The organism is Terribacillus aidingensis (genome assembly GCF_040703035.1).
In the GTDB taxonomy this organism is placed as follows: domain Bacteria; phylum Bacillota; class Bacilli; order Bacillales; family Amphibacillaceae; genus Terribacillus.
Map to the genome: position 1 here is coordinate 1 of NZ_CP159996.1, position 16,728 is coordinate 16,728.

Genomic DNA, 16,728 nt, shown 5'->3' on the forward strand with positions numbered 1-16,728 from the left:
GATGTTCTAGTCGCCAAATGAGCGGCAGAACGAAATTGATCTTTGAAAACTGAACAAAACAACCAATTACGAACTAAACGACATGATCGAAAGATCAACGTCAGCTCTAACGAGCAATGCATCAAAACTTTCATGGAGAGTTTGATCTTGGCTCAGGACGAACGCTGGCGGCGTGCCTAATACATGCAAGTCGAGCGCAGGAAACCAGTTGACCCCTTCGGGGTGATTCTGGTGGAATGAGCGGCGGACGGGTGAGTAACACGTGGGCAACCTGCCTGTAAGACTGGGATAACTTCGGGAAACCGGAGCTAATACCGGATAGTATTTCCTTTCTCCTGATTGGAAATGGAAAGACGGTTTCGGCTGTCACTTACAGATGGGCCCGCGGTGCATTAGCTAGTTGGCGGGGTAATGGCCCACCAAGGCGACGATGCATAGCCGACCTGAGAGGGTGATCGGCCACACTGGGACTGAGACACGGCCCAGACTCCTACGGGAGGCAGCAGTAGGGAATCTTCCGCAATGGACGAAAGTCTGACGGAGCAACGCCGCGTGAGCGATGAAGGCCTTCGGGTCGTAAAGCTCTGTTGTTAGGGAAGAACAAGTACGAGAGTAACTGCTCGTACCTTGACGGTACCTAACCAGAAAGCCCCGGCTAACTACGTGCCAGCAGCCGCGGTAATACGTAGGGGGCAAGCGTTGTCCGGAATTATTGGGCGTAAAGGGCTCGTAGGCGGTTTCTTAAGTCTGATGTGAAAGCCCACAGCTCAACTGTGGAGGGTCATTGGAAACTGGGGAACTTGAGTGCAGAAGAGGAGAGTGGAATTCCACGTGTAGCGGTGAAATGCGTAGATATGTGGAGGAACACCAGTGGCGAAGGCGACTCTCTGGTCTGTAACTGACGCTGAGGAGCGAAAGCGTGGGGAGCAAACAGGATTAGATACCCTGGTAGTCCACGCCGTAAACGATGAGTGCTAGGTGTTAGGGGGTTTCCGCCCCTTAGTGCTGAAGTTAACGCATTAAGCACTCCGCCTGGGGAGTACGGCCGCAAGGCTGAAACTCAAAAGAATTGACGGGGGCCCGCACAAGCGGTGGAGCATGTGGTTTAATTCGAAGCAACGCGAAGAACCTTACCAGGTCTTGACATCCGCTGACAACTCTGGAGACAGAGCGTTTCCTTCGGGGACAGCGTGACAGGTGGTGCATGGTTGTCGTCAGCTCGTGTCGTGAGATGTTGGGTTAAGTCCCGCAACGAGCGCAACCCTTGATTCTAGTTGCCAGCATTCAGTTGGGCACTCTAGAGTGACTGCCGGTGACAAACCGGAGGAAGGTGGGGATGACGTCAAATCATCATGCCCCTTATGACCTGGGCTACACACGTGCTACAATGGATGGTACAAAGGGCAGCAAAGCCGCGAGGCTAAGCGAATCCCATAAAACCATTCTCAGTTCGGATTGCAGGCTGCAACTCGCCTGCATGAAGCCGGAATCGCTAGTAATCGCGGATCAGCATGCCGCGGTGAATACGTTCCCGGGCCTTGTACACACCGCCCGTCACACCACGAGAGTTGGTAACACCCGAAGTCGGTGAGGTAACCTTTTGGAGCCAGCCGCCGAAGGTGGGATCAATGATTGGGGTGAAGTCGTAACAAGGTAGCCGTATCGGAAGGTGCGGCTGGATCACCTCCTTTCTAAGGATAATTGGAACTACTACTTCGTAGTAGACATCGTAATTGGTTGTTTGTTCAGTTTTGAGAGATCAATCTCTCTTGTGAACCTTGAAAACTAGATAAGAAACAACATGCCAGAACATCAAACTTTAAAGCCGACAATTTATTGTCGCGATTTATAGATTTATCATGCGTTATTAGTTAAGTGAAGAAGGGCGCACGGTGGATGCCTTGGCACTAGGAGCCGATGAAGGACGGGACTAACACCGATATGCTTCGGGGAGCTGTAAGTAAGCTTTGATCCGAAGATTTCCGAATGGGGGAACCCGCTATCCGTTATTGGATAGTACGTATCACTGAATACATAGGTGATACGAGGCAGACCCGGGGAACTGAAACATCTCATTACCCGGAGGAAGAGAAAGCAAATGCGATTTCCTGAGTAGCGGCGAGCGAAACGGAATTAGCCCAAACCAGAAGGCTTGCCTTCTGGGGTTGTAGGACACTCCTTTGGAGTTACAAAGAAACCATATAGACGAAGCGGCTTGGAATGGCCCGCCATAGAAGGTAAGAGCCCTGTATTTGAAATGTGGTTTCCTCCGGAGTGTATCCTGAGTACGGCGGAACACGTGAAATTCCGTCGGAATCCGGGAGGACCATCTCCCAAGGCTAAATACTCCCTAGTGACCGATAGTGAACCAGTACCGTGAGGGAAAGGTGAAAAGCACCCCGGAAGGGGAGTGAAATAGATCCTGAAACCGTGTGCCTACAAGTAGTCGAAGCCCGTTAATGGGTGACGGCGTACCTTTTGTAGAATGGACCGGCGAGTTACGATCCCCTGCAAGGTTAAGTTGTATAGACGGAGCCGCAGCGAAAGCGAGTCTGAATAGGGCGATATAGTAGGTGGTCGTAGACCCGAAACCGTGTGATCTACCCATGTCCAGGGTGAAGGTCAGGTAACACTGACTGGAGGCCCGAACCCACGCACGTTGAAAAGTGCGGGGATGAGGTGTGGGTAGGGGTGAAATGCCAATCGAACACGGAGATAGCTGGTTCTCTCCGAAATAGCTTTAGGGCTAGCCTCAAAGGATGATGGTTGGAGGTAGAGCACTGATTGGACTAGGGGCCCTCATCGGGTTACCGAATTCAGTCAAACTCCGAATGCCAATCAATCTACTTTGGGAGTCAGACTATGGGTGATAAGGTTCATGGTCGAAAGGGAAACAGCCCAGACCGCCAGCTAAGGTCCCAAAGTGTGTGTTAAGTGGAAAAGGATGTGGCGTTGCTTAGACAACCAGGATGTTGGCTTAGAAGCAGCCATCATTGAAAGAGTGCGTAATAGCTCACTGGTCGAGTGACGCTGCGCCGAAAATATACCGGGGCTAAACACACCACCGAAGCTGCGGATTGACATCTACGATGTCAGTGGTAGGAGAGCGTTCTAAGGGCAGTGAAGGTCGATCGTGAGGACGGCTGGAGCGCTTAGAAGTGAGAATGCCGGTATGAGTAGCGAAAAAAGAGTGAGAATCTCTTTCATCGAAAGCCCAAGGTTTCCTGAGGAAGGCTCGTCCGCTCAGGGTTAGTCGGGGCCTAAGCCGAGGCCGAAAGGCGTAGGCGATGGACAACAGGTTGATATTCCTGTACCACCTAAATCCGCTTGAACGATGGGGGGACGCAGGAGGATAGGGAAAGCGCGCTGCTGGTTATGCGCGTCCAAGCCGTGAGGAAGTTGAGCAGGCAAATCCACTCAACACTATTCCAGGCGGTTATGGGGAGGGAAATTTAGTACCGAAGTTCCTGATTTCACACTGCCAAGAAAAGCCTCTAGTGAGGAAATAGGTGCCCGTACCGCAAACCGACACAGGTAGGCACGGTGAGTAACCGAAGATGATCGGGAGAACTCTCGTTAAGGAACTCGGCAAAATGACCCCGTAACTTCGGGAGAAGGGGTGCTTCTTTTAAGGAGAAGCCGCAGTGAAAAGGCCCAAGCGACTGTTTAGCAAAAACACAGGTCTCTGCAAAGCCGTAAGGCGAAGTATAGGGGCTGACACCTGCCCGGTGCTGGAAGGTTAAGGGGAATGGTTAGGGACTTCGTCCCGAAGCTGTGAACCGAAGCCCCAGTAAACGGCGGCCGTAACTATAACGGTCCTAAGGTAGCGAAATTCCTTGTCGGGTAAGTTCCGACCCGCACGAAAGGTGCAACGACTTGGGCACTGTCTCAACGAGAGACCCGGTGAAATTATACTATGCGTGAAGATGCGCATTACCCGCGACAGGACGGAAAGACCCCGTGGAGCTTTACTGTAGCCTGATATGGAATGTTGGTACAGCTTGTACAGGATAGGTGGGAGCCTTAGAAGCCGGAGCGCCAGCTTCGGTGGAGGCATCCGTGGGATACCACCCTGGCTGTATTGACATTCTAACCCAGAACCGTTATCCGGTTCGGAGACAGTGTCAGGTGGGCAGTTTGACTGGGGCGGTCGCCTCCCAAAGAGTAACGGAGGCGCCCAAAGGTTCCCTCAGAATGGTTGGAAATCATTCGTAGCGTGCAAAGGCAGAAGGGAGCTTGACTGCGAGACCTACAAGTCGAGCAGGGACGAAAGTCGGGCTTAGTGATCCGGCGGTGCCGTATGGAAGGGCCGTCGCTCAACGGATAAAAGCTACCCCGGGGATAACAGGCTTATCTCCCCCAAGAGTCCACATCGACGGGGAGGTTTGGCACCTCGATGTCGGCTCATCGCATCCTGGGGCTGTAGTCGGTCCCAAGGGTTGGGCTGTTCGCCCATTAAAGCGGTACGCGAGCTGGGTTCAGAACGTCGTGAGACAGTTCGGTCCCTATCCGTCGTGGGCGTTAGAAGTTTGAGAGGAGCTGTCCTTAGTACGAGAGGACCGGGATGGACGCACCGCTGGTGCACCAGTTGTTCCGCCAGGAGCATAGCTGGGTAGCTACGTGCGGAAGGGATAAGTGCTGAAAGCATCTAAGCATGAAGCCCCCCTCAAGATGAGACTTCTCATCATTTTAAATGAGTAAGATCCCTCAGAGACGATGAGGTAGATAGGTTCGAGGTGGAAGCGTGGTGACACGTGCAGCTGACGAATACTAATCGATCGAGGACTTAACTAAAACGAAAAGCGGAGGGAACCGCTTAGAAACGCAAGTATAAGTGAGAGGCCGGAAAGGGTGGTTTTACCCTTGCAGGGCTATCGCTTAGGCTGGAGTTTCTGGTTCCTGGAGCTGGATCTGACGAGTAAGTCAACGCCAAAGTCCAAGCACTCCGGTGCTTGGCTGCATGAAATGTCTGGCAGGACATGTTTCTTATCTAGTTTTGAAGGTTTACTTCAAAAAAAGTGTTGCTTTTCCTTTAAGGAAATGCTACAATATATCTTGTCCTTAATAAAAGGACAAACAGTAAATATCCGATCTGGTGGTAATAGCGAAGAGGTCACACCTGTTCCCATGCCGAACACAGCAGTTAAGCTCTTCAGCGCCGATGGTAGTTGGGTTCGCCCTGCGAGAGTAGGACGCTGCCAGGTGGATATATAATCCGGAGGATTAGCTCAGCTGGGAGAGCATCTGCCTTACAAGCAGAGGGTCGGCGGTTCGAGCCCGTCATCCTCCACCATTAGCCGGTCTAGCTCAATTGGTAGAGCAACTGACTTGTAATCAGTAGGTTGGGGGTTCAAGTCCTCTGGCCGGCACCATGTTAGAGCCATTAGCTCAGTTGGTAGAGCATCTGACTTTTAATCAGAGGGTCGAAGGTTCGAGTCCTTCATGGCTCACCATTCATTTTAATACTGTGCGTATTTAATCTATGCGGGTGTGGCGGAATTGGCAGACGCGCTAGACTTAGGATCTAGTGTCTTTATGACGTGGGGGTTCAAGTCCCTTCACCCGCACCATTTTAGATTAAACGCGGAAGTAGTTCAGTGGTAGAACATCACCTTGCCAAGGTGGGGGTCGCGGGTTCGAATCCCGTCTTCCGCTCCATAACTACTTAATCAACTAATTCAGCTTGCCGGGGTGGCGGAATTGGCAGACGCACAGGACTTAAAATCCTGCGGAGGGTTCCTCCGTGCCGGTTCGAGTCCGGCCCTCGGCACTTTAAATATGCGCCCGTAGCTCAATTGGATAGAGCGTTTGACTACGGATCAAAAGGTTAGGGGTTCGACTCCTCTCGGGCGCGCCATTACGGGAAGTAGCTCAGCTTGGTAGAGCACTTGGTTTGGGACCAAGGGGCCGCAGGTTCAAATCCTGTCTTCCCGACCACTATAACTTAAATATTGGGGCCTTAGCTCAGCTGGGAGAGCGCCTGCCTTGCACGCAGGAGGTCAGCGGTTCGATCCCGCTAGGCTCCACCATTTAATTTTTGTTAATTGATCTTTGAAAACTGAACAAAACAACCAATTACGAACTAAACGACATGATCGAAAGATCAACGTCAGCTCTAACGAGCAATGCATCAAAACTTTCATGGAGAGTTTGATCTTGGCTCAGGACGAACGCTGGCGGCGTGCCTAATACATGCAAGTCGAGCGCAGGAAACCAGTTGACCCCTTCGGGGTGATTCTGGTGGAATGAGCGGCGGACGGGTGAGTAACACGTGGGCAACCTGCCTGTAAGACTGGGATAACTTCGGGAAACCGGAGCTAATACCGGATAGTATTTCCTTTCTCCTGATTGGAAATGGAAAGACGGTTTCGGCTGTCACTTACAGATGGGCCCGCGGTGCATTAGCTAGTTGGCGGGGTAATGGCCCACCAAGGCGACGATGCATAGCCGACCTGAGAGGGTGATCGGCCACACTGGGACTGAGACACGGCCCAGACTCCTACGGGAGGCAGCAGTAGGGAATCTTCCGCAATGGACGAAAGTCTGACGGAGCAACGCCGCGTGAGCGATGAAGGCCTTCGGGTCGTAAAGCTCTGTTGTTAGGGAAGAACAAGTACGAGAGTAACTGCTCGTACCTTGACGGTACCTAACCAGAAAGCCCCGGCTAACTACGTGCCAGCAGCCGCGGTAATACGTAGGGGGCAAGCGTTGTCCGGAATTATTGGGCGTAAAGGGCTCGTAGGCGGTTTCTTAAGTCTGATGTGAAAGCCCACAGCTCAACTGTGGAGGGTCATTGGAAACTGGGGAACTTGAGTGCAGAAGAGGAGAGTGGAATTCCACGTGTAGCGGTGAAATGCGTAGATATGTGGAGGAACACCAGTGGCGAAGGCGACTCTCTGGTCTGTAACTGACGCTGAGGAGCGAAAGCGTGGGGAGCAAACAGGATTAGATACCCTGGTAGTCCACGCCGTAAACGATGAGTGCTAGGTGTTAGGGGGTTTCCGCCCCTTAGTGCTGAAGTTAACGCATTAAGCACTCCGCCTGGGGAGTACGGCCGCAAGGCTGAAACTCAAAAGAATTGACGGGGGCCCGCACAAGCGGTGGAGCATGTGGTTTAATTCGAAGCAACGCGAAGAACCTTACCAGGTCTTGACATCCGCTGACAACTCTGGAGACAGAGCGTTCCCTTCGGGGACAGCGTGACAGGTGGTGCATGGTTGTCGTCAGCTCGTGTCGTGAGATGTTGGGTTAAGTCCCGCAACGAGCGCAACCCTTGATTCTAGTTGCCAGCATTCAGTTGGGCACTCTAGAGTGACTGCCGGTGACAAACCGGAGGAAGGTGGGGATGACGTCAAATCATCATGCCCCTTATGACCTGGGCTACACACGTGCTACAATGGATGGTACAAAGGGCAGCGAAGCCGCGAGGCTAAGCGAATCCCATAAAACCATTCTCAGTTCGGATTGCAGGCTGCAACTCGCCTGCATGAAGCCGGAATCGCTAGTAATCGCGGATCAGCATGCCGCGGTGAATACGTTCCCGGGCCTTGTACACACCGCCCGTCACACCACGAGAGTTGGTAACACCCGAAGTCGGTGAGGTAACCTTTTGGAGCCAGCCGCCGAAGGTGGGATCAATGATTGGGGTGAAGTCGTAACAAGGTAGCCGTATCGGAAGGTGCGGCTGGATCACCTCCTTTCTAAGGATAATTGGAACTACTACTTCGTAGTAGACATCGTAATTGGTTGTTTGTTCAGTTTTGAGAGATCAATCTCTCTTGTGAACCTTGAAAACTAGATAAGAAACAACATGCCAGAACATCAAACTTTAAAGCCGACAATTTATTGTCGCGATTTATAGATTTATCATGCGTTATTAGTTAAGTGAAGAAGGGCGCACGGTGGATGCCTTGGCACTAGGAGCCGATGAAGGACGGGACTAACACCGATATGCTTCGGGGAGCTGTAAGTAAGCTTTGATCCGAAGATTTCCGAATGGGGGAACCCGCTATCCGTTATTGGATAGTACGTATCACTGAATACATAGGTGATACGAGGCAGACCCGGGGAACTGAAACATCTCATTACCCGGAGGAAGAGAAAGCAAATGCGATTTCCTGAGTAGCGGCGAGCGAAACGGAATTAGCCCAAACCAGAAGGCTTGCCTTCTGGGGTTGTAGGACACTCCTTTGGAGTTACAAAGAAACCATATAGACGAAGCGGCTTGGAATGGCCCGCCATAGAAGGTAAGAGCCCTGTATTTGAAATGTGGTTTCCTCCGGAGTGTATCCTGAGTACGGCGGAACACGTGAAATTCCGTCGGAATCCGGGAGGACCATCTCCCAAGGCTAAATACTCCCTAGTGACCGATAGTGAACCAGTACCGTGAGGGAAAGGTGAAAAGCACCCCGGAAGGGGAGTGAAATAGATCCTGAAACCGTGTGCCTACAAGTAGTCGAAGCCCGTTAATGGGTGACGGCGTACCTTTTGTAGAATGGACCGGCGAGTTACGATCCCCTGCAAGGTTAAGTTGTATAGACGGAGCCGCAGCGAAAGCGAGTCTGAATAGGGCGATATAGTAGGTGGTCGTAGACCCGAAACCGTGTGATCTACCCATGTCCAGGGTGAAGGTCAGGTAACACTGACTGGAGGCCCGAACCCACGCACGTTGAAAAGTGCGGGGATGAGGTGTGGGTAGGGGTGAAATGCCAATCGAACACGGAGATAGCTGGTTCTCTCCGAAATAGCTTTAGGGCTAGCCTCAAAGGATGATGGTTGGAGGTAGAGCACTGATTGGACTAGGGGCCCTCATCGGGTTACCGAATTCAGTCAAACTCCGAATGCCAATCAATCTACTTTGGGAGTCAGACTATGGGTGATAAGGTTCATGGTCGAAAGGGAAACAGCCCAGACCGCCAGCTAAGGTCCCAAAGTGTGTGTTAAGTGGAAAAGGATGTGGCGTTGCTTAGACAACCAGGATGTTGGCTTAGAAGCAGCCATCATTGAAAGAGTGCGTAATAGCTCACTGGTCGAGTGACGCTGCGCCGAAAATATACCGGGGCTAAACACACCACCGAAGCTGCGGATTGACATCTACGATGTCAGTGGTAGGAGAGCGTTCTAAGGGCAGTGAAGGTCGATCGTGAGGACGGCTGGAGCGCTTAGAAGTGAGAATGCCGGTATGAGTAGCGAAAAAAGAGTGAGAATCTCTTTCATCGAAAGCCCAAGGTTTCCTGAGGAAGGCTCGTCCGCTCAGGGTTAGTCGGGGCCTAAGCCGAGGCCGAAAGGCGTAGGCGATGGACAACAGGTTGATATTCCTGTACCACCTAAATCCGCTTGAACGATGGGGGGACGCAGGAGGATAGGGAAAGCGCGCTGCTGGTTATGCGCGTCCAAGCCGTGAGGAAGTTGAGCAGGCAAATCCACTCAACACTATTCCAGGCGGTTATGGGGAGGGAAATTTAGTACCGAAGTTCCTGATTTCACACTGCCAAGAAAAGCCTCTAGTGAGGAAATAGGTGCCCGTACCGCAAACCGACACAGGTAGGCACGGTGAGTAACCGAAGATGATCGGGAGAACTCTCGTTAAGGAACTCGGCAAAATGACCCCGTAACTTCGGGAGAAGGGGTGCTTCTTTTAAGGAGAAGCCGCAGTGAAAAGGCCCAAGCGACTGTTTAGCAAAAACACAGGTCTCTGCAAAGCCGTAAGGCGAAGTATAGGGGCTGACACCTGCCCGGTGCTGGAAGGTTAAGGGGAATGGTTAGGGACTTCGTCCCGAAGCTGTGAACCGAAGCCCCAGTAAACGGCGGCCGTAACTATAACGGTCCTAAGGTAGCGAAATTCCTTGTCGGGTAAGTTCCGACCCGCACGAAAGGTGCAACGACTTGGGCACTGTCTCAACGAGAGACCCGGTGAAATTATACTATGCGTGAAGATGCGCATTACCCGCGACAGGACGGAAAGACCCCGTGGAGCTTTACTGTAGCCTGATATGGAATGTTGGTACAGCTTGTACAGGATAGGTGGGAGCCTTAGAAGCCGGAGCGCCAGCTTCGGTGGAGGCATCCGTGGGATACCACCCTGGCTGTATTGACATTCTAACCCAGAACCGTTATCCGGTTCGGAGACAGTGTCAGGTGGGCAGTTTGACTGGGGCGGTCGCCTCCCAAAGAGTAACGGAGGCGCCCAAAGGTTCCCTCAGAATGGTTGGAAATCATTCGTAGCGTGCAAAGGCAGAAGGGAGCTTGACTGCGAGACCTACAAGTCGAGCAGGGACGAAAGTCGGGCTTAGTGATCCGGCGGTGCCGTATGGAAGGGCCGTCGCTCAACGGATAAAAGCTACCCCGGGGATAACAGGCTTATCTCCCCCAAGAGTCCACATCGACGGGGAGGTTTGGCACCTCGATGTCGGCTCATCGCATCCTGGGGCTGTAGTCGGTCCCAAGGGTTGGGCTGTTCGCCCATTAAAGCGGTACGCGAGCTGGGTTCAGAACGTCGTGAGACAGTTCGGTCCCTATCCGTCGTGGGCGTTAGAAGTTTGAGAGGAGCTGTCCTTAGTACGAGAGGACCGGGATGGACGCACCGCTGGTGCACCAGTTGTTCCGCCAGGAGCATAGCTGGGTAGCTACGTGCGGAAGGGATAAGTGCTGAAAGCATCTAAGCATGAAGCCCCCCTCAAGATGAGACTTCTCATCATTTTAAATGAGTAAGATCCCTCAGAGACGATGAGGTAGATAGGTTCGAGGTGGAAGCGTGGTGACACGTGCAGCTGACGAATACTAATCGATCGAGGACTTAACTAAAACGAAAAGCGGAGGGAACCGCTTAGAAACGCAAGTATAAGTGAGAGGCCGGAAAGGGTGATTTTACCCTTGCAGGGCTAACGCTTAGGCTGGAGTTTCTGGTTCCTGGAGCTGGATCTGACGAGTAAGTCAACGCCAAAGTCCAAGCACTCCGGTGCTTGGCCGCATGAAATGTCTGGCAGGACATGTTTCTTATCTAGTTTTGAGGGTTCATTCAATTGAATTCTTGCATTGTCTGGTGGTAATAGCGAAGAGGTCACACCTGTTCCCATGCCGAACACAGCAGTTAAGCTCTTCAGCGCCGATGGTAGTTGGGTTCGCCCTGCGAGAGTAGGACGCTGCCAGGCAAGATAAAAGCTCCTGATAGGTTATTCAATAACTTATCAGGAGCTTTTTTGTATGTCTTGCTTTATACCCTTGGCAATTGGGGAATATAAATACTTCATACTATTATGTCGATATTCATATACTGCAAGAGAGAGAAAGAAGGGAAGCATAGATGGAGCATTACTTTAATGATCAATTTCTAACCGTAATGATGAAAATTATAATAGCAGTATTCCTTTCGGGGGCTATCGGGATGGAACGGGGAATGGGCAATCACCACGCGGGTTTGCGCACACATATTCTTGTAGGTGTCGGGTCCTGCCTGATGATGATTCTGTCTTTATATGGCTTTACGGACTTCAGTAAGGAACATGATTATGTCCAATTCGACCCCGCCCGTATACCTTCGTATGTGATCAGCGGTATCGGATTCCTCGGAGCAGGAACAATACTGGTTAATGGTACGACTGTACGAGGACTTACGACAGCTGCCTCTGTCTGGACAGTAGCAGGACTTGGACTTGTTATAGGAGCAGGAATGTATATGGAAGCAGTATTCACTACTATCATCATCCTGCTGATTCTAATTTTCCTGAATAATTTTGAGAAGCTGTTTTTATCAAGTAAAAAGCAAAAAGCTTACTGTTTGGATATCGAACTAGATAGAGATGAAAGTGTAGGTCCTATCATGGAAATCCTCGAACGTCATCATATGGCATTAACTAACATGGAGATGAGAAAACATCATCATGACAGCAGAATGCTGCATATTGAGCTGGCAACGCGTCACGCTATTAATGAAATGGAACTCTTTGAGGAAATAACTAACCTGACAAATATCCGATCAGTGAGCACAGTAAAAAGTTAAAACCCTTTTAAGGGTTTTTTTCTGTTATTAGAGGCTATGCTAGGGATGAAGAGCTTTGCATTCCTCCTGCAAAATGTATATAATAAAGTCAAAGATAGTCAAAGTCAAAGGGAAGGGAGGCGACTTGTGTGAGCAATATATCGGACATCATTGAAGCTTACCTAAAGCAGATACTTCAATCGACGGATACGCAGGAAGTGGAAATAAAGAGAAGTGAAGTAGCTAATCGTTTTCAGTGCGTGCCATCACAAATAAACTATGTAATAAAGACGAGATTCACTGTTGAGAAAGGGTATCTAGTCGAGAGTAAGCGTGGCGGCGGCGGTTATATTCGTATCATTCGGGTAAAGCACCATACAGAAGCAAGTTTGATAGATGATGTAATCGAAATGGTGCAGCCGCGTGTATCACAGCAGACTGCCAATAGTATTATTGAACGGCTTGCTGAGGAGAAGATACTGACTGAAAGGGAAGCGAAGATCATGCTGAGAGCAACCAGCCGGGAAACACTAGCCTTTCCTCTTCCGCTTCGTGATGAAGTCAGGTCCCGTATTTTAGTTTCAATGCTGACTGCTATCAAGTACTAGTCAGATAAGGAGGGCATCAGGATGGAATGTCAAGAATGTCATATAAGACCAGCAACCTTGCATTTAACAAATGTCGTCAACGGACAGAAGACAGAAATGCATGTTTGCGAGCAATGTGCAAAAGAGAATGGATATGTCTCCTACGGCCAAGAAGGGTATTCCCTGCATAACTTATTATCTGGTCTATTCCATATGAACCCATCGACTGTTCAAGGACATAAACACTTCTCACAAGTTCCATCAGCGCTTGCTTGCCCCAAGTGCGGACTGACATATAATGAGTTCACCAGATTGGGGAAATTCGGCTGTGCTTCCTGCTATGAAACTTTTGAAGACAATCTGAATCCTATCTTCCGCCGTGTACACAGTGGTAATACAAAACACGAAGGGAAGATACCGAAGCGGATGGGAAGCGGTATAGAGAAAAAACGGAAGATCGCAGCATACCGGGAATCCATGCTGCAATACATCCAGGAGGAAGAATTTGAGAAAGCAGCAGAGCTCCGCGATAAAATACGCTCGCTGGAGCAGCAGACAGATGAACAGGAAGAGGGTGAAAGCTAATGTCACTTGAAAAGTTCATGAGTGATGCTATCAGCCCTTGGATGAAAGAAAATGGACCGGACTGTGATATCGTCATGAGCAGCCGAATCCGGCTGGCCAGAAACTTTGAAAATCGTACCTTTCCACTGATAGCTAAAGCGGAGGATTTGGATGATGTACTGAATTTCTTCCAGGATAGTTATCAAGATACTGATTTTAATGATCGAGGGAAGATGCAATTCTTACGTATAGCTGATTTATCTCCGATTGAGAAGAAGGTATTCGTCGAAAAACACTTGATAAGTCCGCATTTGGCAGAACATGCGGAGGAGGCAGGAGTTTTGCTATTCGAAAGCGAACAAGTCTCTATCATGGTAAATGAAGAAGATCACCTGCGCATCCAGCTGTACCTGCCTGGCTTCCAGCTGAAAAAGGCACTTTCAGAAGCTTTTGAGGTGGACGATTGGCTTGAGCAGAAGATAACTTATGCATTCGATGAGGAAAGAGGGTATCTTACTACTTGCCCGACGAATGTAGGAACTGGACTGCGGGCCTCGGTAATGATGCATCTGCCTGCATTGACCATGACACATCAAATGAATCGGCTGACACCAGCAATCAACCAGCTCGGACTTGTCGTGCGCGGCATCTACGGCGAAGGCACCGAGGCGCAGGGCAATATTTATCAGATCTCCAACCAAATCACTTTAGGGAAATCAGAACAGGATATTGTAGAGGATCTGGAGAGTGTAGTGAGCCAGTTGATCGAGCAGGAGAGGCAGGCTCGCCAGACTTTGACAGAGGAGCTGAGCATCCAGCTGGAGGATCGGATCTTCCGGTCTTACGGAACATTGCGGTACAGCCGTATTATTGAATCAAAGGAAGCAGCAACCTGTTTATCGGATGTTAGATTAGGCATTGATATTGGGTATATACAAGATATGCCTCAATCCATACTTAATGAATTAATGGTATTGATACAGCCAGGCTTCCTGCAGCATTACGCAAAAAGGAGCTTATCTGGCAGAGAACGAGATGTATTACGTGCTTCCCTTATCAGAGAGCGGATGCATTTAGAAAATAACTGACTGACCAAGGAGGAATTCCTATGATGTTTGGACGCTTTACAGAAAGAGCACAAAAGGTCCTTGCACTTGCACAAGAAGAAGCAGTGCGATTGGGACATAATAATATCGGTACAGAACATATCCTATTGGGTCTTGTGAGCGAAGGAGAAGGCATTGCCGCTAAAGCTCTGACAACACTAGGGTTGGAAACAGAACGCATTCAGGAAGAGGTCGAGCAGCTGATTGGGCGCGGCCAGAAAATCACTGGTACACCTTATTACACACCTCGTGCGAAGAAAGTAATTGAACTTTCCTTGGACGAAGCAAGAAAACTTGGTCATTCCTATGTGGGTACAGAGCATATCCTTCTTGGTTTGATTCGTGAGGGTGAAGGGGTTGCAGCACGTGTGCTGAACAATCTCGGTGTAAGCTTGAATAAAGCTCGTCAGCAAGTGCTGCAGCTTTTAGGAAGCAATGAGTCTTCTGCTGGGAAACAGCGCGGCAGCCAGTCTGCTAGAGCGAATACGCCAACACTGGATAGTTTGGCAAGAGATCTTACGGCTATCGCTAAAGAAGGCAATATCGACCCGGTCATCGGCCGTGAGAAAGAAATCGAGCGTGTCATTCAAGTGCTCAGCCGCCGAACTAAAAACAACCCTGTCTTGATCGGGGAGCCAGGTGTCGGTAAAACGGCAGTAGCTGAAGGACTTGCGCAGCAAATCATCAATAACGAAATACCAGAAATCCTTCGGGATAAGCGCGTCATGACGCTTGATATGGGTACTGTCGTAGCGGGTACGAAATATCGCGGGGAATTCGAGGATCGTTTGAAGAAAGTAATGGAAGAGATTCGCCAAGCAGGCAATATCATCCTCTTCATCGATGAGCTGCATACACTTATCGGTGCAGGTGGAGCAGAAGGAGCGATTGATGCTTCCAATATTCTGAAGCCATCCCTTGCACGTGGTGAATTGCAGTGTATCGGTGCTACCACTTTGGACGAATACCGTAAATACATCGAAAAAGATGCAGCATTGGAGCGTCGTTTCCAGCCAATCCAAGTGGATGAACCATCTGTTGAAGAATCCGTTCAGATCCTTACTGGTCTGCGTGATAGATATGAAGCCCATCACCGTGTAACGATTACAGATGAAGCTATCCGTGCAGCAGCAGAGTTCTCTGATCGCTATATCACAGACCGCTTCCTTCCGGATAAAGCAATCGACTTGATCGACGAAGCTGCTTCCAAAGTGCGCTTGCGCTCTTACACAGCTCCGCCAAACTTGAAAGAGCTTGAGCAAAAGCTTGAGGAAGTACGCAAAGAGAAAGACGCAGCTGTGCAAAGCCAGGAATTCGAAAAAGCGGCTTCCTTGCGCGATACAGAACAGCGATTGCGTGATCAGCTGGATCAGACAAAGGATCAGTGGAAAGAAAAGCAAGGTCAGGAAAGCAGTGAAGTCACTGTAGAAGATATTGCTTCTGTTGTTTCCATCTGGACGGGTGTACCTGTTGCCAAGCTGACGAAGGATGAGTCGGAGCGCTTGCTTAATATGGAGCAGACACTGCATGGACGTGTCATCGGACAAGAGGAAGCTGTTGTGGCTATCTCCAAAGCAATTCGCCGTGCACGGGCTGGCCTTAAAGATCCGAAACGCCCTATTGGTTCATTCATCTTCCTTGGGCCTACTGGTGTAGGTAAAACAGAATTAGCACGAGCATTGGCTGATTCTATGTTTGGTGACGAAGATGCAATGATCCGTATCGACATGTCGGAATACATGGAACGCCATTCCACAGCACGTCTTGTCGGTTCTCCTCCAGGATATGTAGGGTATGAAGAGGGCGGACAGCTTACAGAGAAAGTCCGTCGGAAACCATATTCCGTTGTGTTGCTTGACGAGGTGGAAAAAGCGCACCCAGAAGTATTCAACATCTTGCTTCAAGTATTGGAAGATGGCCGTTTGACGGATTCCAAAGGTCGCTTGGTCGATTTCCGCAACACGATTCTGATCATGACTTCCAATGTTGGTGCCAGTGAGCTGAAACGCAGCAAGTCACTTGGGTTCACAATGGATAGCGAGGATCAGAACTTCAAGGATATGAAAGCGAAAGTAACAGAAGAGCTGAAAAAAGCCTTCCGTCCGGAGTTCTTGAACCGTATTGATGAAACGATCGTATTCCATCCGCTTGAGAAGAAACATATGAAGGATATTGTGACGTTGATGGCAGATCAGCTTAAGAAACGTCTTGCACAGCAGGATATTGAATTCACGCTGACAGATGCTGTTATCGAGAAGATTGCTAATGATGGCTTCGATGCGGAATATGGCGCTCGTCCATTGCGCCGTGCAATTCAGAAGAATATCGAAGATCTATTATCAGAGGAACTCCTGCGCGAGAATATCAGCAAAGGACAACAAGTGAATATTGATGTAGATAAAGAAGGTAAGTATGTCGTTACAGGCAAATAATGAATAGGGAGGTGTTTTCGCCTCCCTTTTTGCTTTGATTTGTGTAATTTTTTCTATAATAA

At 49.9% G+C, this 16,728-nt stretch carries 5 protein-coding genes, 9 tRNA genes and 6 rRNA genes; all 20 read left to right on the forward strand.

The window, feature by feature from the left end; genetic code table 11:
- The first annotated feature begins 129 nt into the window (after positions 1 to 129).
- Positions 130 to 1,691: ribosomal RNA gene (locus ABXS78_RS00005) — 16S ribosomal RNA — on the forward strand.
- 178 nt (positions 1,692 to 1,869) lie between these two features.
- A 23S ribosomal RNA gene (locus ABXS78_RS00010) occupies positions 1,870 to 4,794 on the forward strand.
- Between the two features lie 297 nt (positions 4,795 to 5,091).
- Positions 5,092 to 5,204, forward strand: a 5S ribosomal RNA gene (gene rrf, locus ABXS78_RS00015).
- A 13-nt stretch (positions 5,205 to 5,217) separates the two neighbouring features.
- Positions 5,218 to 5,293, forward strand: a tRNA-Val gene (locus ABXS78_RS00020).
- Between the two features lie 3 nt (positions 5,294 to 5,296).
- A tRNA-Thr gene (locus ABXS78_RS00025) sits at positions 5,297 to 5,372 on the forward strand.
- Positions 5,373 to 5,377: 5 nt separating this feature from the next.
- Positions 5,378 to 5,453 (forward strand) — tRNA-Lys (locus ABXS78_RS00030).
- 31 nt (positions 5,454 to 5,484) lie between these two features.
- A tRNA-Leu gene (locus ABXS78_RS00035) sits at positions 5,485 to 5,570 on the forward strand.
- Between the two features lie 13 nt (positions 5,571 to 5,583).
- Positions 5,584 to 5,658: transfer RNA gene (locus ABXS78_RS00040), tRNA-Gly, on the forward strand.
- Between the two features lie 27 nt (positions 5,659 to 5,685).
- Positions 5,686 to 5,770: transfer RNA gene (locus ABXS78_RS00045), tRNA-Leu, on the forward strand.
- Positions 5,771 to 5,780: 10 nt separating this feature from the next.
- Positions 5,781 to 5,857, forward strand: a tRNA-Arg gene (locus tag ABXS78_RS00050).
- Between the two features lie 3 nt (positions 5,858 to 5,860).
- Positions 5,861 to 5,937: transfer RNA gene (locus tag ABXS78_RS00055), tRNA-Pro, on the forward strand.
- A 16-nt stretch (positions 5,938 to 5,953) separates the two neighbouring features.
- Positions 5,954 to 6,029: transfer RNA gene (locus ABXS78_RS00060), tRNA-Ala, on the forward strand.
- Positions 6,030 to 6,138: 109 nt separating this feature from the next.
- Positions 6,139 to 7,700: ribosomal RNA gene (locus ABXS78_RS00065) — 16S ribosomal RNA — on the forward strand.
- A 178-nt stretch (positions 7,701 to 7,878) separates the two neighbouring features.
- A 23S ribosomal RNA gene (locus ABXS78_RS00070) occupies positions 7,879 to 10,803 on the forward strand.
- Between the two features lie 234 nt (positions 10,804 to 11,037).
- A 5S ribosomal RNA gene (gene rrf, locus ABXS78_RS00075) occupies positions 11,038 to 11,150 on the forward strand.
- Together the 16S, 23S and 5S rRNA genes with 9 tRNA genes alongside form the textbook arrangement of a ribosomal RNA operon.
- Positions 11,151 to 11,302: 152 nt before the next feature.
- Complete coding sequence (locus ABXS78_RS00080) at positions 11,303 to 11,998, forward strand: MgtC/SapB family protein (protein WP_366248431.1); 696 nt, start codon at positions 11,303 to 11,305, stop codon at positions 11,996 to 11,998.
- Between the two features lie 128 nt (positions 11,999 to 12,126).
- A complete protein-coding gene (locus ABXS78_RS00085) occupies positions 12,127 to 12,585 on the forward strand; it encodes a CtsR family transcriptional regulator (protein ID WP_095224616.1) in 459 nt (152 codons plus the stop codon).
- 21 nt (positions 12,586 to 12,606) lie between these two features.
- Positions 12,607 to 13,149, forward strand: a complete 543-nt coding sequence (locus ABXS78_RS00090) for a UvrB/UvrC motif-containing protein (protein ID WP_366248432.1) — start codon at positions 12,607 to 12,609, stop codon at positions 13,147 to 13,149.
- Positions 13,149 to 14,216 carry a protein arginine kinase gene (locus tag ABXS78_RS00095; protein ID WP_366248433.1) on the forward strand — a complete coding sequence of 356 codons (1,068 nt, stop codon included), beginning with the start codon at positions 13,149 to 13,151 and terminating at the stop codon, positions 14,214 to 14,216. The genes ABXS78_RS00090 and ABXS78_RS00095 overlap by 1 nt, the downstream gene beginning before the upstream one ends.
- Positions 14,217 to 14,236: 20 nt before the next feature.
- Positions 14,237 to 16,666, forward strand: a complete 2,430-nt coding sequence (gene clpC / locus ABXS78_RS00100) for an ATP-dependent protease ATP-binding subunit ClpC (RefSeq protein ID WP_095224619.1) — start codon at positions 14,237 to 14,239, stop codon at positions 16,664 to 16,666.
- The last annotated feature ends 62 nt before the right edge of the window (positions 16,667 to 16,728 follow it).

Bases quoted from the DNA above. Each gene is read 5' to 3' on its own strand.
- ABXS78_RS00080 (WP_366248431.1), top strand. From the start codon at position 11,303: ATGGAGCATTACTTTAATGATCAATTTCTAACCGTAATGATGAAAATT.
- ABXS78_RS00090 (WP_366248432.1), top strand. From the start codon at position 12,607: ATGGAATGTCAAGAATGTCATATAAGACCAGCAACCTTGCATTTAACA.
- ABXS78_RS00095 (WP_366248433.1), top strand. From the start codon at position 13,149: ATGTCACTTGAAAAGTTCATGAGTGATGCTATCAGCCCTTGGATGAAA.
- clpC (WP_095224619.1), top strand. From the start codon at position 14,237: ATGATGTTTGGACGCTTTACAGAAAGAGCACAAAAGGTCCTTGCACTT.